This window comes from Anaerococcus marasmi, assembly GCF_900290195.1.
Lineage (GTDB): Bacteria > Bacillota > Clostridia > Tissierellales > Peptoniphilaceae > Anaerococcus > Anaerococcus marasmi.
In genome coordinates, this window is the sequence record NZ_OLMF01000005.1 from 1 (window position 1) to 21,460 (window position 21,460).

16 protein-coding genes and 1 pseudogene are annotated in these 21,460 nt (G+C 33.0%); 14 read left to right on the forward strand and 3 right to left on the reverse strand.

All coding sequences use genetic code 11. The annotated features are described in order from the left end of the window. A pseudogene (locus C7D97_RS09710) lies at positions 1-512 on the forward strand (hypothetical protein); the annotation flags it as partial. Between the two features lie 168 nt (positions 513-680). Next, positions 681-2,747: a glutamine synthetase III domain-containing protein gene (locus C7D97_RS09715; protein WP_105301885.1), complete on the forward strand. Its 2,067-nt coding sequence runs from the start codon at positions 681-683 to the stop codon at positions 2,745-2,747. Between the two features lie 732 nt (positions 2,748-3,479). On the opposite strand, the gene C7D97_RS09720 is transcribed toward C7D97_RS09715, so the two are convergent. After that, positions 3,480-6,458 (reverse strand): polysaccharide lyase 8 family protein, encoded by a 2,979-nt coding sequence (locus C7D97_RS09720; protein WP_158679141.1) that lies wholly within the window; start codon positions 6,456-6,458, stop codon positions 3,480-3,482. Between the two features lie 138 nt (positions 6,459-6,596). Further along, on the reverse strand, positions 6,597-7,406 hold the full coding sequence (locus C7D97_RS09725) for an AraC family transcriptional regulator (RefSeq protein WP_105301887.1): 810 nt from the start codon (positions 7,404-7,406) through the stop codon (positions 6,597-6,599). Between the two features lie 99 nt (positions 7,407-7,505). Here C7D97_RS09725 and C7D97_RS09730 point away from each other — a divergent pair, with 99 nt between their 5' ends. From C7D97_RS09730 to ltrA, 12 genes are all read left to right on the forward strand, one after another. Beyond that, positions 7,506-8,819, forward strand: a complete 1,314-nt coding sequence (locus tag C7D97_RS09730; protein ID WP_105301888.1) for an oxidoreductase — start codon at positions 7,506-7,508, stop codon at positions 8,817-8,819. Further along, positions 8,816-9,571 (forward strand): 3-ketoacyl-ACP reductase, encoded by a 756-nt coding sequence (locus tag C7D97_RS09735; protein WP_105301889.1) that lies wholly within the window; start codon positions 8,816-8,818, stop codon positions 9,569-9,571. The genes C7D97_RS09730 and C7D97_RS09735 overlap by 4 nt, the downstream gene beginning before the upstream one ends. Beyond that, positions 9,540-11,405 carry an FAD-dependent oxidoreductase gene (locus tag C7D97_RS09740; protein WP_105301890.1) on the forward strand — a complete coding sequence of 622 codons (1,866 nt, stop codon included), beginning with the start codon at positions 9,540-9,542 and terminating at the stop codon, positions 11,403-11,405. Before C7D97_RS09735 ends, C7D97_RS09740 begins: the two co-directional genes overlap by 32 nt. Position 11,406: 1 nt before the next feature. Then, entirely contained in the window at positions 11,407-12,393 is a 987-nt protein-coding gene (locus C7D97_RS09745) for a hydroxyacid dehydrogenase (RefSeq protein ID WP_105301891.1), read from the forward strand. Continuing rightward, the gene (locus tag C7D97_RS09750; protein ID WP_105301892.1) at positions 12,393-13,130 is read left to right on the forward strand and encodes a sugar phosphate isomerase/epimerase family protein; all 738 of its coding nucleotides are present in this window, start codon (positions 12,393-12,395) and stop codon (positions 13,128-13,130) included. Before C7D97_RS09745 ends, C7D97_RS09750 begins: the two co-directional genes overlap by 1 nt. A gap of 1 nt (position 13,131) precedes the next feature. Beyond that, on the forward strand, positions 13,132-13,620 hold the full coding sequence (locus C7D97_RS09755) for a PTS sugar transporter subunit IIB (RefSeq protein WP_105301893.1): 489 nt from the start codon (positions 13,132-13,134) through the stop codon (positions 13,618-13,620). A 12-nt stretch (positions 13,621-13,632) separates the two neighbouring features. Further along, positions 13,633-14,424 carry a PTS mannose/fructose/sorbose/N-acetylgalactosamine transporter subunit IIC gene (locus C7D97_RS09760; protein ID WP_105301894.1) on the forward strand — a complete coding sequence of 264 codons (792 nt, stop codon included), beginning with the start codon at positions 13,633-13,635 and terminating at the stop codon, positions 14,422-14,424. Next, entirely contained in the window at positions 14,414-15,253 is an 840-nt protein-coding gene (locus C7D97_RS09765) for a PTS system mannose/fructose/sorbose family transporter subunit IID (RefSeq protein ID WP_105301895.1), read from the forward strand. Before C7D97_RS09760 ends, C7D97_RS09765 begins: the two co-directional genes overlap by 11 nt. A 1-nt stretch (position 15,254) precedes the next feature. Continuing rightward, complete coding sequence (locus C7D97_RS09770; protein ID WP_105301896.1) at positions 15,255-15,527, forward strand: preprotein translocase subunit YajC; 273 nt, start codon at positions 15,255-15,257, stop codon at positions 15,525-15,527. Continuing rightward, on the forward strand, positions 15,527-17,173 hold the full coding sequence (locus tag C7D97_RS09775; protein ID WP_105301897.1) for a heparinase II/III family protein: 1,647 nt from the start codon (positions 15,527-15,529) through the stop codon (positions 17,171-17,173). Before C7D97_RS09770 ends, C7D97_RS09775 begins: the two co-directional genes overlap by 1 nt. Positions 17,174-17,181: 8 nt before the next feature. Continuing rightward, positions 17,182-17,604, forward strand: a complete 423-nt coding sequence (locus C7D97_RS09780) for a PTS sugar transporter subunit IIA (RefSeq protein WP_105301898.1) — start codon at positions 17,182-17,184, stop codon at positions 17,602-17,604. Between the two features lie 415 nt (positions 17,605-18,019). Next, positions 18,020-19,411, forward strand: coding sequence for a group II intron reverse transcriptase/maturase (ltrA, locus tag C7D97_RS09785; protein ID WP_105301899.1), 1,392 nt, complete (start codon positions 18,020-18,022; stop codon positions 19,409-19,411). A 79-nt stretch (positions 19,412-19,490) separates the two neighbouring features. Here the strand turns inward: ltrA and C7D97_RS09790 are convergent, their stop codons facing one another. Next, a complete protein-coding gene (locus C7D97_RS09790) occupies positions 19,491-21,383 on the reverse strand; it encodes a fructose-1,6-bisphosphatase (RefSeq protein ID WP_105301900.1) in 1,893 nt (630 codons plus the stop codon). Between the last annotated feature and the right edge of the window lie 77 nt (positions 21,384-21,460).

Sequence of the window (21,460 nt, forward strand, 5' to 3'; positions counted from 1 at the left end):
AAGGAAATACTATTTCTCCTAAGGAAGATGGTAAACAACCTAAGAAAGATATTAAAGGATATGAATTTGTAAGAACCGAAACTGATGAAAAAGGTAATACAAAACACATCTACAAGAAGAAAACTACTACACCTACTAAAGATGTAGTAACAGAATACGTCGATGAAAAAGGAAATACTATTTCTCCTAAGGAAAATGGTAAACAACCTAAAAAAGACATCGAAGGATATGAATTTGTAGAAACAAAAACAGATGAAAAAGGTAATACAAAACATATCTACAAGAAGAAAGAAAGTACTAAGAAAGCAGGCGTTTCTATAGATGATACAACAACAAGTACTGGCACAGATTCATCAGGAAAGACTACTGTAGTTACAGGATCAAAATCTACTAACCAAGCTAATAAGAAAGGCAGAGGCAAAGTAAGAACAGGCGTAGGTTCTTCATTAGGTGTACTTGCTACTTTAGCTGGTTCAGTACTCGCTTTATTTAAAAGCAAGAAAAGAAAATAGTAGATAATTTGGTGAAAATTAAATATCTAGATTAGTTTAAAAATGCCCTCTTTGCAGGATGTTCTGTAAAGGGGGCGTTTTTTATTAATAGCAAATGAATAAAGATGTAAATTTATTTTTAAAATTCACCTGGTATAATATAAAAGTAAAATCTAAGAAAGAGGTAGTATGGTTTTGAAAGAATTTGGGAATATGGCTTTTGACAAGAAAACTATGAAGGAAAATGTACCCTATCCAGTGTATTTGAAATGGAAACAAGCGGCAAGGAACAATGCCACCTTGGATAGGGAAAGTGCTGATGCCATAGCTCATGCTATGAAAGTCTGGGCAATTTCTAAGGGGGCAACTTCCTACACACATTGGTTTCAACCCTTAAATGGGAAAACTGCGACCAAAAAAACAGCTTTTTTGAACAGAGATGACAAGCACAATCCTATAAATAGGTTCTCAGGTAAGGAGCTTATAAAGGGTGAGCCTGACGCATCTTCTTTCCCATCTGGAGGAATGCGTTCAACCTTTGAGGCTAGAGGATATACATATTGGGACCTAACTGCCAATTCCTTTATCCTAGATAAGGTCTTATACATACCATCGGTATTCGTATCCTTCTACGGAGAAAAACTCGACAAGAAGCTTCCTTTGATCGAGTCTATGAATATGGTAAGCAAAGAAGCTTCAAGGGTTTGTAATTTATTTCTCAAGGAAGAGAAAACTTACAGGGTTAAGGCTAAACTAGGCCTTGAGCAAGAGTTTTATCTTATAGATAAAAAGTATTTTGATCAAAGAATTGACCTTGAATATTCCGGGATGACCCTTGTTGGTTCTGATCCTATGGTAGAGAAAGAACTTATTTCTCACTATCTAGGAGACATTCCAAAAAGAGTTGATGAGTTTTTTGAAGATGTAAACAGCGAGCTTTACAAGCTTGGTATCTACATGGAAGCAGAACATAACGAGGTAGGACCAAATCAGTTTGAGATCGCCATAATGTATGAAAATGTCAATATATCTGTTGATAATAACCAGCTCCTTATGCATATATTGGAAAAGACAGCCCTAGACCACGATTTAGTTTGCCTACTTAAGGAGAAACCTTTCAAAAATATGGCAGGGTCTGGTAAGCACAATAATTATTCTTTGGCGACAAATTATGGAAGGAATCTATTTACTCCAGGAAAAAATCCCAAAAACAACCCTGTTTTTCTCCTATTCTTAGCTTCTATGATTGAAGTTTGCAACAAATACCAGAAGCTAATAAGGATTGCATCTTCATCTGTGACTAACGACTACAGATTGGGTGGAGATGAAGCCCCACCAGCCATTATATCTTTATTCATAGGTCGTGACTTGGAAGAGGTCTTAGAGTCTGTAGCTAATGATGATTTTGAGGAAAAAGTTATAGAAAATATGGTCAAGATTCCTCATTTAGGAGAAATAAAAACTGACTCATCAGACAGGAATAGAACATCTCCTATAGCTTATACTGGTAACAAATTTGAATTTAGAATGTTAGGATCATCTAAATCAGCAGCAGATCTCAATACACTTATAAACATAGGATTTGCCGAGTCAGTGAAGAAAATAGCTGATAGGCTAGAGAAGGTAGATGAAGATAGGCTAAAGGAAGAAGCTTACTCCATAGTTAAGGAAATCTATCAAGAAAACAAAAATATCCTCTTTCAAGGTGATGGCTACTCAGAAGAATGGGAAAAGGAAGCTGAGAAAAGAGGCTTAGAAAACTTCCCGACTTTCTTGGAAGCTGTAATAGCAGCCAAGGCCACTAATGCCTATGATATATATGAAAAATCTGGTATCTTTACTAAAAAGGAAATAGACTCCATAATCAAGGTTGATTATGAAGATGTGACAAAGTTTTTCTCTTCTCAATTAGAAATATTAAACAACATGATCCACCAAGAGATCCTCCCATCAGCTATGAGAGAGATCGCAAGCATTAAGGACTACCTATCTTTTGTAGAAAATGAAAGACTAAGACAAAGGGCGAGAAAAATAAATGAAAAAGTAGACAAACTTTTAGACTACTGTGAAAGAATTTCAGATATTCTAGAAAAATCAGAAACTATACCAACATTAGAAGAAAAGGCAAAATATCTTCAAAAGGAAACAAGGAAAGTAGCAAGCGAGGTCCGCCAAATATCAGATTCATTGGAGAAGTTAATATCTAGAGAAAATTATTCTATGCCAAACTATGTGGATATGCTTAAGACTTTGTAGATATCCTATATTTTGAAAGTAAGTTAGGGTGTATAATTTATCTTGATAAAAATTACCTTTTGCTACTAATATTAAAGAAACTATCGATATAGTATATAATTATCCTTGATAAAATGAAACTATCTGAATTATAAGCATAGGAAACGCCTGATTAGTGTAAATATTTAATTAGGAGTTTTATCGATGGCTCCTCCATATATTATACACAAGATCTCAATAGTTTGGTTATCGTATAGAAATACAGATCTAATTATATCATATAGTTCTCTGAGGCAGCATCCCTTACCGCGGAAATAAAGAATATTTATTTTAAAAGTAGCATACACTGCTTAGATTAGAATCAATATTGTTTTAATAGTAAAAGGTAGTTAGCTATGAATCAAGTAAGTAATGAGTATTAATCTTGAATTATCATTAAGAAATATTATGGGATAAGTGCTGACACTCCAACAGATAACTTAACAAGTCTCAGTTGTAAATGGCAATAAAAAAAGGTCTATTCTCCATAGATAGTCAACCAAAACAGCGGTAAGCTTATTTAAGGAAAGATGGACCAAAATGGATGATTATATAGATAAAGATAAGAAATGAGATTTGGATAAATTTAGACCCTTCAATTAAAAAAATAAGATTGAGTGGCTTATTTATAAAAATAAAAAGCGGGAGGCGAGCATTATTAGCCTTCCGCTTTTATATCATTCCTTTTTTTACTTAATAGGGATAATCATAATTTTATTTTTCTTTTTTCTTAAAGAGAGCAAGGACACTTGCGCCAAGTAGACCTATATAGCCAATGCTTGAAGAAACGCCTGTTTTTGGACTTTCATTTGCTTTTGTGTTTCTGGCAGGTTTATGATCTAGTATTATATCGTCGATTTTTATAGAACCATAATTTTCATCAGATTTACTTTTTTGATCTTTATTAGCTTCTGTATTTTCATCAGCTTTTTTATCTTCAGTTCTTTTGCCGTCTGGCTTTTCATATATTTTATTATGTTCGATTTTTTTGCCTTCTGGTTTTACATCAGTTATATTTTCTTCAGTTTTTTCAGTTTCAGGCTTATCTTCTTTAGATCCTTCTTCGGTTTTGCCAGTATCAGGTAATCTCTTGTTATCATCTATTATATCAAGACCAGGCTTGTTGTCGTTATTATCTTTAGAATCTACTTTTTTATGTTCTAGTTCGTAGATGTAGTAGTCCTTAGCGTGGCTTGGTTTTTTTATTGTTTTGCCATCTTTAACTACTATTAGGTCATCTCCTGTGTGGGTCTTTGATGGGTCGAAGTAGGAAATTACATATTTATTACTATCTTTTTTGATTGTATAAAGTCCCTTTTTATCTAGGCTTAGGTCATCATTTATCTTAAATTTTTCATCTTTAAAGAGTGAGATTCCCCAAATATTATTTTTTTGGTCGTAGACTGCTTGGACCTTGTCTGTGTTTGCTAGGATTTTGATATCATCCATAGGAGCCCTGTCAAATTCATTCTTGCTAGTTGCTGGAACCATCACGTAGGCATAGCCTGTGTTGTCCTTGTGGTCTTGGTTTATTTTGATAAAGTCGTTTTCTTTTTTGTCCTTGCTACCGTCCTTGTTGACTTCAGACCAGCTAGCTTGTCTGTGTTCTTTTTCTACTATTAGGTTTTTGTTATTTAGGAAATAATAGCCAATATTTTCATTTGTTCCATTTTTGCTTTCTAGAAAGACTTTGGAAATGACGTCTTCTGTTGTTTTTTGTTTTTCTAGGACCTTGTCATTTACATAAACCTTATATTGGTCTGCCTCTTTTAATTTCCTATTTTCAATACTTGTATAAACTTTCTTGCTATTTGGATTTGCTATATCGCTACCTAAAAATACGATTCTATTACCGAGGATGAACCAAGATTTTTTAAGTCTGATATCATCATTCCAGTTGTTAAAGTCCATAGCGAGGCTGGCGTTTTTCTCATCTAGCTTGGTAGCACCAACAAAACTACTCTTAAGAAGTCTTTCTGTATTGTCATTTTTCTTTGAAGTAGACGAATCTCTTGTTTCCTTAATTTCAGTTATAGAAGGAAGAGCACTATGATCTACTGTTGCCCAGTAGTTGTCACTGTAGTGAGAAAGATCTTGGTTGTAGAGATAAACTACACCATCAGAAGTATACCAACCCTTTGAGTTTTCACCGTTCATGTACTCAAAGTTTTTGATCCTAGATGAGTGCATAGAAAATCCTAGAGCATAGTCCTTGTCAGCGTTATTATAAACTAACTTGTCCATATTGTTAAATATATGGATCTTATTTTCTTTTTTGATTGGTTCTAATTCCTGGTCTTTTATTTTGTTGTAGAGGAAGATATCTCTGAAATTGTTTAAGTTGCTAGAAAAATCAAAGTAGTCATTATCTGTTGTAACATCTTTGATAAATGAATTATACTTAGTTTTCCTTGCTTCATCAGAAGCATCTGCTATCCTCATTATAGATCGGATTACTTCTGCACCAGCATTGTGTGGTTGTAGTTTTTCTCTACTTATAGACCTACCCCTAACCATATCCATCATTTGGGTCCTGTGTAGGAATGGTAGGAAGGACTTATCGATTATATCGTGGATTTTATCAACTTCATTTGTGTCAAAACTTGTATTATTTGTTAGGGCAGGAAGAAGTTGGGAGAAACCATCGAGCATAACATTACCATAGGCACCATTGTAGGCCACATTTGTATGGTCAACATAAGATCCATCTACATAATAACCATCATTGTCACCTTCTTCGATGCTTCCCATATTTTCATCCCTTATTTCATAAATTTGCTTAAGGGCCTTAATAGTCCCGTCTACCATTTCAGAATCGTTTTGCAAAAATCCAGCAATAATTCTTACACGACCCATGTCTATAAGGTTTCCGCCCTTGGCGTTAAATGGATTGCCGGTTGTAACCCTAAATCTATATGGGTCTGGGACAAAGTGGTTGATTGGCTTGGTATATTTATTTATTGTTTTCTGGTCAAGATCGTCATATATAAGGGATAGGGTATTGTTGATTGCCCTAGGAGTGCCGATTTCATAATCCCACCAGTTTCCTTTACCAATGTATGAATTTTCATTGTAGTTTTTATTATATTCCCATTCAAGGGCATCCATGATTACTTTTTTGACATTTTCATTTTTATAATATTTTGAGCCGGGATTGGCGTATTGTTTGGCAAGAGATTCAATCTTTCTGTAAGATTGGGTAATAAACTTGGATTGATTGTAGCTTTCTATATCTGTCCAAAAATTATTTTCATTATTTTCCGCTACTAATTTCAAAGTATTTTCGACATTGGTATCCATCTTTTCATTTAGATTGGCCATCTTTTCGTCGTCCTTGTCGTAGTAGGAGTTTCCAGCAAAGGAATTTGCCCAAGCTTTTATGTTTTCTTTATATTTTTGTTCTAAATTTTCTTCATCTGTGCCTTCTTCTTGCGGTTCTGAGGAGACTTTTTCCATTTTTTTCAGAGTATCTTCTTTTTCTTCAAGATCTGTCTTAGAATCTTTTTCTAGATTTTCGTCACTGTTTGTATCTTCTTTTTCTGCATCGTTTTTTAATTCTGAATCTACAATTTTTGTGTCATTTCCTAAAATATCGTTTTCATCATTTGCGTAAGCTGTTTGAGAAATTAGGATTGTGTTAATTAAGATTGAGCCTATAACTAGCTTTTTATAGGTGTTGTTTTTAAAAATCATATATACCTCCATAATCTAATTTACCTATAATATAACACAGTGATAAAATAAAAACGATATCATAACTTGATAAATAATTTACATTTTTTGTGTGAATTTCATTCTGTACTATAAATATTTTTTAGAAAAAAGGATTTTTCAGTGGCTTTTGTAGGCTCTTCTGTACCTGGTTGGGGTTGTATCTTCATATTTTTTGAACATCCTTACAAAAAGACTTTCTGAATTATAGCCTGTTTCAGCAGATATTTCTGCAACAGTTAAGTTTGAATTCACAAGTAGGTCCTTGGCTCTAGATAGCCTTACTAAAATGAGATAGGTCTTAAAATTATAACCAGTTATTTTTTTAAAATGTCTACTGACTTCATATTTATTTATATAAAATTTTCTCTCTATCATTTCTAAACTTATGTCTTCCATATAATACTCATTTATGTAGTCTTGGATCTTGTATATTATTTCTTCAAATTCATCTCTTTCTCTCTTGAAAAAGTATTCGTTAGACCTAAATATTATAATCATGACTTGGTTGAAAATAAGTTTGGAATAATGCGAAGATAATATAAGTTTAGGATCCTCATTGATTAAAATATCGAATAGATTCATTACTTCTCTTGCTACAGTATTTGTCAAATTAAATACATATGGAAAGTCTATAGGTCTGCTTTGGAAAATTTTGATGTATATTTCCGAAGGTAATAGATTTATTTTTAATATATTATCAATACTTACAACATATCTTTTGTAGGGATAAGTATTGATAATCATAGAGTGTTTTTCAAGATTAGATATAACAACTAAAGAGTTTTTATTCGCTCTTATTTTCTTATTCTCTATCAAAAAAGTACTACTACCGCTAGTTATAAAAATGATCTCAACATTATTATGATAATGGGTATTTTCAATGTTATTCTTATTTTCAGTATAATAAATTTTAATATTCTCTTCCAATCTATCCTCCTAAATACAAGAAATGTAAATAGAATTACAAAAATTACTATCTTTATATTTACTTTACTATGTTATAATCGTAATTAAAGAGGAGGATGTATGGAGTTTAATAAAAGAAGGTTTAGCTTCGAAACATTAAATGATTTAAATAAGGAGATTAATAAGTTTGATTTAAACGCTTCAGAAAACGTTGTAGAGTTAACTTCTCCAATGAATCTTGGTGACTTTACATTAGCTAATAGGATAGTTGCTTTACCAATGGAAGGTGTAGATGCAGTTAATGGAGCGCCTACAAAACTTACTAGAGATAAATACATAAATGTTGCTCGTGGTGGCTACGGACTTATATGGCTTGAAGCTACATCTGTGAATCGAGAAGGGATGAGTAATAATAATCAATTATTCATCAATGAAGATAATTTTAACGAATTTAAGAGATTAAATGAAGATATAAAAAAGGCATCTAAAGAATCTTCGTATAAAAAAGAAGCCTATACTGTTCTTCAACTAAATCATTCTGGACGATATTCAAATCATAATAAAAAAGAAAATGCACAAATAGCTACTCACAGAAGATTTCTGGATGAAAAAAGAGGAATTGAGCATGATAGGAAATTAGTAACAGATACTTATCTTGATAAGTTGAAAAACGATTACCTAAATGCGGCAAAGCTTGCGAAAAAATGTGGATTTAATGCGGTTGATATTAAATCCTGTCATGGTTATTTATTATCTGAACTTCTTTCCGCTTCTGATAGGCCGGGGAATTATGGCGGTAGTTTTACTAATAGGACTAGGTTCCTGCTGGAAACTATTGATATGATAAAATCTAATTCAGAATGTCAGGGGCTAGAAATCGCTGTAAGGCTTAACATGGCGGATATGACTGAAAATGGATTTTCAACAACAGAAAATCTTGAATATAACTTAGAAGAAACTGAAAAACTTATTAATCTATTAAGAGATCGTGGAGTTAAACTTATATCTTTGACTTTAGGAAATCCTTACTATATTCCTTATCTAAATAAGCCTTCTGATTTGAAAAAAGATGAAGATATTGAAGATCCTTTTACCTCTTCTTACAGAATATTTGAAATGAGTAGAAAATTACAGAGAAAGTTTCCAGAAATATTCTTTGTAGGAGTTGGTTATACTTTCTTTAGACAATTTGCGGCAAATATTGCTGAAAATGAAATAAAACACAACTACATTAAACTTGCTGGTTTTGGAAGAGAGGTCTTAGCCTACCCTGATCTTGCTAATGATCTTTTGAAGGAGTCTTGTCTTGATAAGGATAAAGTTTGCATTACTTGTGGATTATGTTCAAAACTTAAGGCTAATTTCTTACCTGCAGGATGTGTTGTTAGAAACAAAGAAACATATGGTAAGTATTTAAAGGAGCTAGACAAATGAGTAATAAAGTAGCTATTGTTACTGGTGCAACTAGGGGTATTGGATTGGGTATTACAAAACAACTCTTAGCTGATGGTTACAAAATATGTGCATTTGGAACAAGAGATATAAAAGATTACGAAGAATTTAGCGATATTTATGATCCTGAAAATATCTTTTATTTCAAGGGAGATATTTCAAATATTGATGATAGGAAACAATTTGTATCCAAGGCCTACGAAAAATTTGAGTCCATAAATGTATTAGTAAACAATGCTGGAGTTGCACCGAAGGTAAGAGAGGACATACTTGAAGTATCTGAGGGAAGTATTGATAGATTATTTGAAATTAATACTAAGGCTATGTTTTTCTTGACTCAAGATGTAGCTAAAAGAATGATTAGTGATAAAAACACAGATAAATGTATCATCAATATTTCATCAATATCATCATCTGTAGTAAGTGTCGATAGGGCAGATTATTGCATATCTAAGGCTGCCATATCAATGATTACTAAATTGTATGCAAGTAGACTTGCGGAGTACGGTATTAATGTTTATGAAATTCAACCTGGAATTATAAAGACTGATATGACTAAAATAGCTGAGTCAAAATATGATAAGTTATTTAACGAAGGAATAACTCCGATTAGACGATGGGGTTATCCAGAAGATATAGCATTAGCGGTTAGCGCTCTAGCTGAATTTAAATTCAAATATACGACAGGGCAGGTGATAAAAGTTGACGGCGGATACACTTTACAAACTCTATAGAGAAAAATTTGATACAATAATCGTTGGTTCTGGAGCATCTGGTTTTAATGCAGCAAATAGACTCTTCGAAAGAGGGATAAAAAACATAGCTATAGTAACAGAAGACATTAATATTGGAACAAGCAGGAATGCTGGTTCTGATAAGCAGACATATTATAAATTATCCTTAGAATCATCTGATTTAGACTCGGTAGATAAAATGGCTAAGGTATATGTTGATGGTTTACAAATGCACGGAGACATAGCAAAAGTTGAAGCAAGCGAATCAGTTAGGGCATTTATGAATCTTGTTGAATTAGGAGTTGAGTTTCCTTTTAATGATTATGGAGAGTATATAGCTTATAAAACTGACCATGACCCGAACAAAAGAGCCACTTCAGCAGGACCATATACGTCAAAGCAAATGACTGAAAAATTGGAAAAAAGAGCATCTGACTATGGAATAAAAATTTTAAATCATTTTAAAGTTATTAAAATTTTCACTTCAGATAATGCTTTTGATTCTATCTTGTGCTTACATAAAGATAACTTCTACTTAATTGAAGCAAATAATATCATATATGCTACAGGAGGGCCCGCTAACATCTACGCAAACAAGGTCTATCCTAATGGTCAAAAGGGAGCTAGTGGACTTGCTTTTGAAGCTAAGGTCAAGGGAATGAATTTAACTCATTTTCAATATGGAATGTCATCATTAAATCCTAAGTGGAATGTATCAGGTACTTATATGCAAGCAATGCCTAGATTCTATTCTATAGATCAAGAAGGCAAAGAACATGATTTCTTAGCAGAGGAGTATGAAGATTTCAATGAACTTTTGAAAAATGTTTTTTTAAAAGGATACCAATGGCCATTTGATGTTAGAAAAATAAAGGGATCATCTTTAATTGACTATTTGGTATACAAGGAAGAAATATATAAGAAAAGAAGAGTCTTCATAGACTTTAGGGAAAATCCTTCATTTAAGGAGATCGAATTTAATAAATTAGACGATGAGGCTAGAGAATATATATTAAAAAATAATGCGGACCTTCCTAGACCTATTGATAGATTAATAAAAATGAACAAAAGAGCCTATGATTTTTATTTAGACTATGGAGTTGATTTAAAGAAACAATCCTTAGAGATTTCAATTTGTGCACAGCATAACAATGGAGGTCTTTATATTGACAAGGACTATGAAACTAATATAAAAAACTTCTATGCGGTAGGTGAAGTTGCAGGGAGTCATGGGATTTATAGACCGGGTGGATCTGCATTAAATGCAGGTCAAGTTGGATCAAAAAGGGCAAGTGAGAAGATAAGTCTTACCCAAAGAACATCACCTGCAAAAGATCATTATGAAGAAGCAAATGAATTTATAGGAAAATTTTATAAGTTAATCTCTGATGAGAGCAATATACATGAGCTCATAAAAGAAGCACAAGTTGAAATGACAGCAAGCGCATCTGCCTTTAGGAACATAAAAGAGATTAAAGAACTTATATTAAAGCGTAGAACTACTTATAAAAATTTCTATGATTTAGTTAAGATAAATAAATATGAGCTTATTAAAGCATTCGAGTACTACGATATAATTATTTCTCAATTAGTTTACTTAGAAGCTATGTTAGATTATTATAAAAAAATAGATGCGAAAATAGGAGGTAGTATATATTTTGAAGAAGATATAGATTTTAATTCAGAAGGTAGATTTATAAATGAAATTCAAACAGTAGAGTTTGATGGGGAGAAATGTACATTTGATTGGGAAAAAATTAGAGAAATCCCATCTAATAATTATCCTTTTGAGATTCAATGGAATGATTATTTAGACAAGAGGAGAGTTTTATAAGATGAAGGCAGTGTTTTTGCTAAGCGAAGATAATTATAAGCGTATATATTCTGATGATTGTTTAGAAAAAATAAAAAAAGAAGTTGAAGTAATAGGTAGATTTGATTCGATTGCAGAAGCTGTGGATTTAAGTGATGTTGATTTCGTATTTTCTGGTTGGGGAGCAGTGCCCATGGATAAAATAGCTTTAGATGCTATGCCGAAGCTTAAGTTAGTTTTATATGGGGCAGGATCAATTAAAAAAGTCCAAACTGACTATATGTGGGAGAGAGATGTAGATATTACATCTGCAAGTTCAGCAAATGCTATTCCAGTTGCTCAGTACACTACAAGCTTGATTCAATTGCTGCTTAAAGACTTTTTCAAGTTAACATCTATTAGTAAGAGCGAAAGAAAAAACAAATTAGACGTTTATAATTTGTCGAAAGGTTTTTATAAAAGAAACATAGGAATAATATCTTATAGTAAGATTGGTCAAGCTGTTATAAATAATTTAAAATGTCTATCCGACAACAATATTTATGTATACGATCCGTTATATGATGAAGATTACTTCAGAAAGGAAGGTGTTATCAAGGCAGAACTCACCGAAATATTTGAGAAGTGCGATGTTGTTAGTCTTCACACGCCATTACTTGAAGAAACAAAAAATATGATTACTATAGAGCAGTTTTCAAGAATGAAAGAAAATGCTTCATTTATAAATACTGCTAGGGGAAAGATCATTAATACTGAAGATCTAATAAAAGTTTTTAGTAAAAGAAGTGATCTTACGGCAATATTAGATGTTACTGATCCAGAACCTCTAAGCAAAGATTCCTTATTATATGACATGGATAATATTATCTTATCGCCACACATGGCTGGCTCTATAGGAAATGAGACGTATCTTATGGGAGAAATGATGTATGATGAGCTAATAAGATATATAAATGGTATAGATTTAAAATATAAAATTACTCACGAAGACTTTATGAGGATGGCATAATGAAATTAATTGGTTTATGCTCAGTCACATTCAGAGATAAAAGTGTAGATGAAATTGTAGACCTAGCTATTGAAAATGGTCTAAACTATATCGAATGGGGGGCTGATATTCACTTACCTCCTGGAGATTTTGAGAAAGCAGAAAGAATAAAAAATATATGTCAAAAAAACAATATCTTCTATTCTTATGGGTCATATTTTAAATATAAAGAAGATGATGACATAAATTTAGTCTTAGCAACCGCAGAAGTTTTAGGTGCTAAGGATGTCAGGATTTGGGCTAAAAGAATTAGTTCAAAAGATATATCGACTTTGGAGTATGAGAAATTTATTAGGGTAAGCAAAGAAATCTGCGACAAAGCTAAGAACAAAAATATTAATATAAATTTTGAAAATCATAGAAAAACTCTTACGGATACTACTAAATCAGCTAAAAAGTTATTAGCCGATATAGATAAAGATAATCTATATATGTATTGGCAGCCTCAGGCAGGAAATAATACAAGTGAAAGACTCGAAGCTATAGATATATTAAAGGATAAAATCTCAAATGTCCATGTTTTTAATTGGGATGATGAATTTAACAGATATCCTCTCAAAGATGCAAGAGATGAGTGGAAGAGTTATGTGGATAAACTTGGAGACGATAGAGCTTATTTATTGGAATTCGTTGAAGGTGATAGTATTGAACAGTTTAGAGAAGATGCCAAAGTATTAAAAGAAATAATAGGAGGTTAATATGGGAGCGGAAATTTTATTATTTAGGATAGACGAAAGGTTACTTCATGGGCAAGGACAAATTTGGATAAGACATTGCGGAGCTAATTCAGTGATATGCGTAAATGATAAGGCAGCAAATGATCCAGTTCAACAAAATTTAATGAAAGCTATGATAGATAAGTCTATTGCAGTTAGTTTTTATGGTGTTGATAAATTCATTAGTATATTTGATAAGGCAAGTCCTAGACAAAGGTTCTTTATTGTTGTTGGCAGTACACAAGATGCAATAAAAATTATTAAATCAGGTATTCCAATAAAAGAAGTTAATATTGGAAATATTCATGACGGTGAAGGTAAGGAAAGAATCACTAGAGCTATATATTTAAGCGAAAGTGATAAAGACAACTTAAGAAAAATGAGAGATGATTACAATATTTCGTTTAATACAAGATCTACACCATCAGGCTCTGACGGATCTAAAGAAGTAGATATCAATGATTATTTATAGTAGGAGTAAAACATGGAAATTACATTAGTACAAGCATTATTAATTGCATTATGGACCGGTTTAGCATTAGCAGGTTCCTTACTCGGAATTTATAGTAACAGATCGCTTGTCCTTTCTTTTGGGATAGGATTAATTTTAGGTGATGTACCTAAAGCATTAACAGTTGGAGCAATAGGTGAATTAGCATTTATGGGATTTGGTGTATCACCAGGTGGAACAATACCACCATCTCCTCTAGGACCAGGAATCTTTGGGGCGCTTCTTGCTATTACTAATCCAAATATAGATGGACAAACAGCATTTTCTCTATCTATACCATTTGCAATTGCGATACAATTTGCAATAACAGCAATAAATACATTAATGAGTTTTTCACCAGCTTTAGCTAAAAAAGCGATAGTAGAAGATAATGATAAGAAATTTACATTATATGCTAATCTATCGTTCTTACTACAATTATTAATTGGAGCAATAATTGGTTTTGTAGCAGCTATATCAACCTCATCAATCAATCAAATGGTAAATATGATTCCAGAGTTTATAACAAATGGTCTTTCAATGGCTGGAGCAATGATACCAGCAGTTGGTTTTGCTATGATTTTATCTAATATGATAAGAAAAGAGAATGTAGCGTTTGTACTACTAGGCTACATATTAGCTGCATATCTTGAAATGCCATTGATGGGAGTTGCGGCATTTGCAACATTTTTCGCGATTTATGAGTATCAAAGAAAATCTGATAAAAAAGCTTTAGAAGTATCAGAAGAAAATGATGAAAGGATGGAGTTTACAGATGGAATCTAATCAAAATAAGAAAAAATTAACAAGTTCAGACTATACAAAAGCTTCCCTTAGAGCGTATATTTTGCAAAATGGATTTAACTACTCAAATTATCAAGGGACTGGATATGCAAATGTATTAAGACCAGCGCTAAAAAAAATTCATACCAATGATAAGGAAGCATACAAAAACTCAATGTTGTCAAACCTTGAGTTTTATAACACAAATCCTCAGCTAGTTCCATTTGTATCAAGTGTACAATTAGCCATGGAAGAGGGAGGAGTAGAGCAAGATCAAATACAAGATATGAAAATGGCCTTGATGGGACCTTTGGCGGGTATAGGAGATTCAATATCTCAATTTCTATTAGCTCCTTTATTATCCACAATATTTGCTTCAATGGCTGCAGCAGGAAATAATTTAGCACCAGTATTCTTCTTTATAACTATCAATGTAATACTTCTTGTTCTTAAACTTAGTATGGGAAAAGCAGGTTACAAGGTAGGAATATCTGTAGTAAGTGATTTCTCTGAAAAAATGGAAAAAATAACTAGCGCAGCAAGTATTGTAGGTGTTGCAGTAATTTCAGCGCTTGTTACCCAATTTGTTAAAATAAGCATACCTATTACCTATGTAAAAGAAATAGGTGAGCAAACACAAAATGTTGCTATTCAGTCAATGATTGATGGAATGGCACCAAAACTTTTGCCAGTATTATGGACTGGATTTGTATACTGGTTAGTTAAGAAAAAAGGTTGGACAACTTATAAAGTAATCATCCTAACTGTAATAGTAGCAATTATTGGATCAACATTAGGATTGATTTCTCCTAAGGCTCCGGTAATCGAATAATATGACTAAAAAAGATTGGTTGATAATTCTAGTGATGTATTTTAGCTTTTGGATTTATTTAGCAATTGATAAATACGAGGCTAGAAAAAGATTAGAAGAATCCATAAAAATTGATGAAAAAACTATAGAGATATCTTGTGGAGATAAGATAATTACAGTAGCTGGGATTTATGGGGATGTTTCTCAAATTCAAGGAGAAACTGTCATAATAAAATTAGAAGATGGAAATGCTATGAAAATAAGCAAAAATTCTATATTAAGCAAGGTAATATAATGGATGATTTATACAAGGCTAAATTAATACTAAATGATATATTTGTATTCGATGAAGATGGAGATATGGAAAAATGTAAGCTAGAGGTAAAAAATCATCCTCTAGCTTGGGATTTTTCTCCAAATGGAGATGATGAGTGGACTTATATGCTAAATAGATTTTCTTATCTAGATCTTTTAGATAGAGCATATAAGGAAACTAGCGATGAAGTATATATTAATAAGGGATTATACTTTATAAATAATTGGATAGACAATGTCAAACTCGAACCATCTAAAATGACAAGAACACTAGACACTGGAATGAGGATATATCATTTTATAAATTTTATTTCCCATAGAAAAATAGATGATGAAATATTTATGGAGAAATTCCGAAAAAGTCTGATGGAACAAATTTATTTTTTGAAAAATCATTACATTGAAAAATATGATCTGAGTAATTGGGGATTAGTACAAGTTATCGCCATAGCAGTAGCTGGAATCTATTTTAACAATAAAGAAATGTATGATAAGTCAATAGATAAATTAAAAGATATGCTTACTATCCAATATATAGATGATTCTTCTATCCATTGGGAAAAATGCATAGGATATCATAATTTCATGTTGTTATGGTTATTGAGATTAAGTGATTTTGAAAAGAGCCATGGATATGAAATAAGTTTTAAAGAGAACATTAAAAGTATTGCAAAAACAACAAAGCTAACTAGTGATTTATCGTACAAGCAAATAAATAATGGAGATTCAGATCTTACTGATATAAGATTTTTAATTAGAAGATATGAGGATATATTTGAAGAAAAAATAGTTTGCGAAAAATATAAACTTTTTGAAAACTACGGACTGTATGTAGAAAAAAACAGCAATTCATATTTATCATGCTATAATCAGTCGATGAGCTCAAATCATACTCATGCGGACTTTACTCATTTTAATTATCAGAATAAAAAATTAAAAATATTGGATGGTGGAAGATACACCTACAAGGAAGGTAAGGATAGAAAATATTTTAAACTATTTTCTCACAACAACTTAGTTATTGATGGTATTTCATCAATGGGGTATGTTTCCTCTTGGCAAACAAATTATTACCCTATTATCAACCCAATATACGTGAAAAAAGACAAGAATACATTTGTAGAAATGAGCTACTTTGATGATAATAGGAATATTTTTGTAAAGAGAAGAATATTCTATTTAAAAGAGGGTGACTTAATTGTTTTTGATCAGGTAAAGTGTAGTGGAAATCATCAAGTTAAAATGGAATTGTTGGCTGAAGGTATTAATAGAAAAAATTTCTTAACTAATAAACAATACATGTTGGAAGATGGTGGATATTTTTCTCCAGAATATAATAAATTAGATAGTTGCCTAAAGGTAAAGATTTCCGAGAATTTTACTGATACTTATACTCAATGTATGGTATTTGGAAATGTTGAAGATTACGAATTTGTTAAGGTAAAAAGAAATAAAGAATATTTAAGTGATAAACAAGCTTTAGCTATTAGGAATAAAAATGAAATTATTGTAAATGTTTTTGAAGAGATTACTGATTCTCCAAGAGTGTTCAATGTAGAGGGAATCAAATTTCATGCTAGAGCAATTGTTTTAAATGGACAGCAAGATTTAGATATATATAGATAGGAGATTGAATGATTGGGTTAATTGTAACAGGTCATGGACAGTATGCGTCTGGACTTAAAAGTGGTTTAAATTTAGTGGTTGGAGATCTTGCCAATGTAAGAGCCATAGATTTCGAGGGAGACAGGGTTGAGGCATATAAAGTTAAATTAAAAGAAATTATTTCAGAAATGCTAGAAAAATATGATTCATTAGCTATTGCCACAGATATTGCAGGAGGAACTCCTTATAATACTGCGGTTACTTTAACTAATGAAGATCAAAGAGTTATGGTATTTTCAGGTCTTAACTTCCAACTAGCCTATGAACTTTCCAATTTAGAAAGTGATGTAAAATCATACGCCGACGAAGCTATAAAAGTTGCCAAAGATGGAATTTCATATTTTGTTATGAATTACGATGACGAAGATACAAGTTTTGAGGGTGGAATTTAGGATGATAAAAAGGATGCGAATTGAATTTTTCGCATCCTTTTTAAGTGCGCTCGGCATGAGCATATTCTAACAGGTGCAAGTCCTAAGTGTGCCCGGTAGTGGGAAACACATAGCCAAAGGCAAGGGTGTCCATCGTGAGGTGGAATCTGAAGGAAGCCCTAGGCAAACTCTTGGTCTGACGAACAGAAATCACATAAGGCAGTTACGTAGGATAAGCTTGCTTAACAAAGTAAAGTCCAATAACTACACGGAATACGTAAATGTAAATGTGGCAGATATATGAGGGGAAAGAATATGTTCTTACCCGAGGAGGTCTCATAGGCGACTTAGTAGTAACAACGAACTATGAGAAGTCAGCAGAAGTCATAGTACTAGCTAAAACTAGGAAGGACCGAACTACAGGAGGTATAAATTTATGAAAGAAACTAATCATGACAAAGACTGTAGAAAATCAACCAGACTAATCAAAGATAACTCAGAAAGTGAAAATAAATTAGCTGGACACAGTCATGATAAGATTAACTCAAAAGAAAATACCAAAAATGAACTAATTGAAAAAATACTCCATCGAAACAACCTAAACGAAGCCTTTAAAAGAGTAAAATCCAATAAAGGTTCAGCAGGAATAGATGGAATATCAACAGAAGAACTCCTAGAACATCTAAAAGAAAACAAAGATAAAATACTAGGACAAATAAGAGCAAGGAAATACAAGCCAAAACCAGTAAAAAGGGTACAAATACCAAAATCAAATGGTAAGAAACGAAATCTAGGAATACCCACAACAACAGATAGGGTAATACAACAAGCAATAGCACAAATACTAAGCCCCATCTATGAAAATAAATTCTCAGAAAACAGCTATGGATTTAGACCAAATAGAAGTGCACACGATGCCTTAAAAAGGATAAAAGAAATAGCAGATGAAGGATACACATGGGTAGTAGATTTAGACCTAGAAAAATACTTCGACACAGTAAACCAATCCAAACTAATACAAATCCTATCAGAAGAAATAAAAGATGGAGATGTAATATCCTTAATACACAAATATCTAAAATCAGGAATAATGATAGATGGAATAAAAGTAAAATCAGACAAAGGCGTACCACAAGGTGGGCCCCTAAGTCCACTACTCGCAAACATCTACCTAAATGAAGCTGATCAAGAACTTGAAAAATGGGGATACAAATTTGTAAGATATGCAGACGACATGCTAATATTCGCAAGAAATAGGAAAGCAGCCGAAAGATACTACAAAAGAGTCAAAAATCTGTTAGAAGGAAAATTAAAACTTAAAGTAAACGAGGAAAAGACCTCAATAAGAAAATTAAGTCAAACAAAATATCTAGGATATGGATTTTATCATAATAATGGAACCCAATTAAAAGTACACAAAGAAAGCCTAAAGAAACTAAAGGCAAAACTAAAAGCGGTAACAAGCAGAAGTAATGCACTAGGCTATAGGCAAAGAAGAATAAAAATCAACCAAATCGCAAGAGGATGGATTCAATATTTCAAACTTGCAAATATGAGAAAACACCTTCAAATTTTAGACGAATGGTTAAGAAGAAGAATCAGAATGTGTGCGTGGAAAGGCTGGAAGAAAGTAAAAACCAAATTTACAAATCTAGTAAAATTAGGAATAGCAAAATTCCAAGCTTGGCAATGGGCAAATACACGCAAATCATATTGGAGAATAGCAAAAAGTCCAATACTAAACAGAGCTCTTAACAACAAAAGAATAGCTGAGAGGGGATATGTATCCCTAGTCAGCTATTACAATAAAGTTCAAATTAAACTGTAGAACCGCCGTATACGGAACCGTACGTACGGTGGTGTGAGAGGTCGGTAAATGAAATAATCATTTACCTCCTACTCGATGGCTAATCATACATTTCCAAAAGCTTCTCTAGGACTTTAATTTTTTCTCTTATATCAAGTCCTTCGTCGGTGTCTTTTTTTAGCATTCTTGGAAGGAGGATTTCTACTTCTTTTATATTAGGGGTGTAGCTTGATACCTTGTCTGTGATTGATTCGTAGCTTTTGTGCTCGGCTAGGGCTACGTGGTGGGAGTTAAACATCAAGGTGTAGCCTGCTATTCCAGTTTTAGCTTGGTAAGGTTTGGATATTCCACCATCTATTACATAGAGCTTGCCCCCTCCCTTGATTGGGCTATCTCCTTTTTTGACTTTTACTGGAACATGGCCATTTATTATCCTTCTTCTTTCACTTGTAATCTCGAATTCATCTAGGATCATATCTACTATTTCTTCCTTCTCAGAAAGCTTGTAGTAAGGGTTGTAGACTTCTCTTCTTAGGTCTTTATCATCTACGAAGAGATTTTCGAAGTAGGAGTATTGGCTCTTGCCGAAAATTGGGGAGTATCTACCGTTTATCAGATACCACATGACATCTTTGGCGAAGATTGAATTGGTAAAGTAAGCATCACGGGCAACCTTATCAAAGGCATCCATAAGCATTCTTCCCGAATATTTCTTCCCCTTTATTTCTATTTCTTGGAATTTTCCGTCTTCTGTTAGGGGGATGCAGCCATGAAAGAGTAGAGAGCCGTTTTCTGTCTTATACATTGATCCATTTTTGTAGAGAAACCTCATATGGCGGTTGAGTCTGTTGGCCTTGATGAAGTCACTTTTTAGGATGTCTATGATAAATTTTTCGGCATCTGTTAGTTTGAGCGGGTCTTTTGGGTCTATGGTAGGGAAGTTGGTATCCTTGAGTGGGACATTTTTGTAGGTCATTTTCTCAAAATCAATGAATTTGAGGAAGTTTCTATCATCTACATTAAACTCAGGATTTCTAGCTATGAGGGCTCCGTCTAGTTTGAATCTTATGATAGAAATAGCCTTATACATCTTGGCTGCTACTTCACCACTTACATTATCGTAGATATTTTTATCGAAAATCCTAGGAATAAAGAGCTCGCATGGGTCGTCCTTGTAGGTGTGAATTGCAAATTCATAGAGAGGCCTTAGGTTTATTCCGTAGCCGTCTTCTAACATATCGAAGTTGTTGTATGAGATGGCATTGGCAACACAGGCAGCTATTAGAGCTTCATTTCCGCTGGCTGCTCCCATCCAGGCGATGTCGTGGTTGCCCCATTGGATGTCGACGTTAGGGAAGGTTAAAAGCTCGTCCATTATTATGTGTGGGGAAGGGCCCCTGTCGTAGATATCCCCGACTATATGGAGTTTGTCTACAGAGACCCTTTGGATAAGTCTTGCAAGAGCTATGATAAATTCCCTAGCAGAGTCGTATTTTACTATGTTTGCTATAAGGGACTCGTAATATTCTTTCTTGTTAAATTCAGAATCGTTGGTATATAGAAGCTCGTCAATGATATTTGTATATGAGCCTGTAAACTTGCTTTTGACATAGGCCTTTGGGTATTTGGTAGATACGAATCTAAATAGGTTGATTAACCTGTGGATAGTGATAGTTAGATAGTCTTCTGTCAATAAATCGTTTTCAGAAAGGTCCTTAAGAACGTGGACCGGATCGTAAATCAGCTCGGCTAATTCGTCTTGGTCTTCTTTAATCAAGGTATCGCCAAATAACTTCGCAATCTTATCTCTAATGTTTCCTGATGCAGACCTTAATAGATGAAGGAAGGCCTCGCTTTCTCCATGGATGTCGGAGAAAAAATATTCCGTGCCCTTAGGTAGGTAGAGCTTGGAGTTAAGTGAAATTAACTCGTCTTTTATATCGGATTTTTTGGGATAGATGTCTTTTAATAATTTCAAGTAATTTTTGTCCATAATACTCCTCATTTCTTCTTATATCTTATATACCCAAAATAAAAATGGCTAAGCTTAGTCTAGGGACTCTTCTATCT

Coding starts and splice junctions, on each gene's coding strand:
- C7D97_RS09715 (WP_105301885.1), top strand. CDS start 681: ATGGTTTTGAAAGAATTTGGGAATATGGCTTTTGACAAGAAAACTATG.
- C7D97_RS09720 (WP_158679141.1), bottom strand. CDS start 6,458: ATGATTTTTAAAAACAACACCTATAAAAAGCTAGTTATAGGCTCAATC.
- C7D97_RS09730 (WP_105301888.1), top strand. CDS start 7,506: ATGGAGTTTAATAAAAGAAGGTTTAGCTTCGAAACATTAAATGATTTA.
- C7D97_RS09735 (WP_105301889.1), top strand. CDS start 8,816: ATGAGTAATAAAGTAGCTATTGTTACTGGTGCAACTAGGGGTATTGGA.
- C7D97_RS09745 (WP_105301891.1), top strand. CDS start 11,407: ATGAAGGCAGTGTTTTTGCTAAGCGAAGATAATTATAAGCGTATATAT.
- C7D97_RS09750 (WP_105301892.1), top strand. CDS start 12,393: ATGAAATTAATTGGTTTATGCTCAGTCACATTCAGAGATAAAAGTGTA.
- C7D97_RS09755 (WP_105301893.1), top strand. CDS start 13,132: ATGGGAGCGGAAATTTTATTATTTAGGATAGACGAAAGGTTACTTCAT.
- C7D97_RS09760 (WP_105301894.1), top strand. CDS start 13,633: ATGGAAATTACATTAGTACAAGCATTATTAATTGCATTATGGACCGGT.
- C7D97_RS09765 (WP_105301895.1), top strand. CDS start 14,414: ATGGAATCTAATCAAAATAAGAAAAAATTAACAAGTTCAGACTATACA.
- C7D97_RS09770 (WP_105301896.1), top strand. CDS start 15,255: ATGACTAAAAAAGATTGGTTGATAATTCTAGTGATGTATTTTAGCTTT.
- C7D97_RS09775 (WP_105301897.1), top strand. CDS start 15,527: ATGGATGATTTATACAAGGCTAAATTAATACTAAATGATATATTTGTA.
- C7D97_RS09780 (WP_105301898.1), top strand. CDS start 17,182: ATGATTGGGTTAATTGTAACAGGTCATGGACAGTATGCGTCTGGACTT.
- ltrA (WP_105301899.1), top strand. CDS start 18,020: ATGAAAGAAACTAATCATGACAAAGACTGTAGAAAATCAACCAGACTA.
- C7D97_RS09790 (WP_105301900.1), bottom strand. CDS start 21,383: ATGGACAAAAATTACTTGAAATTATTAAAAGACATCTATCCCAAAAAA.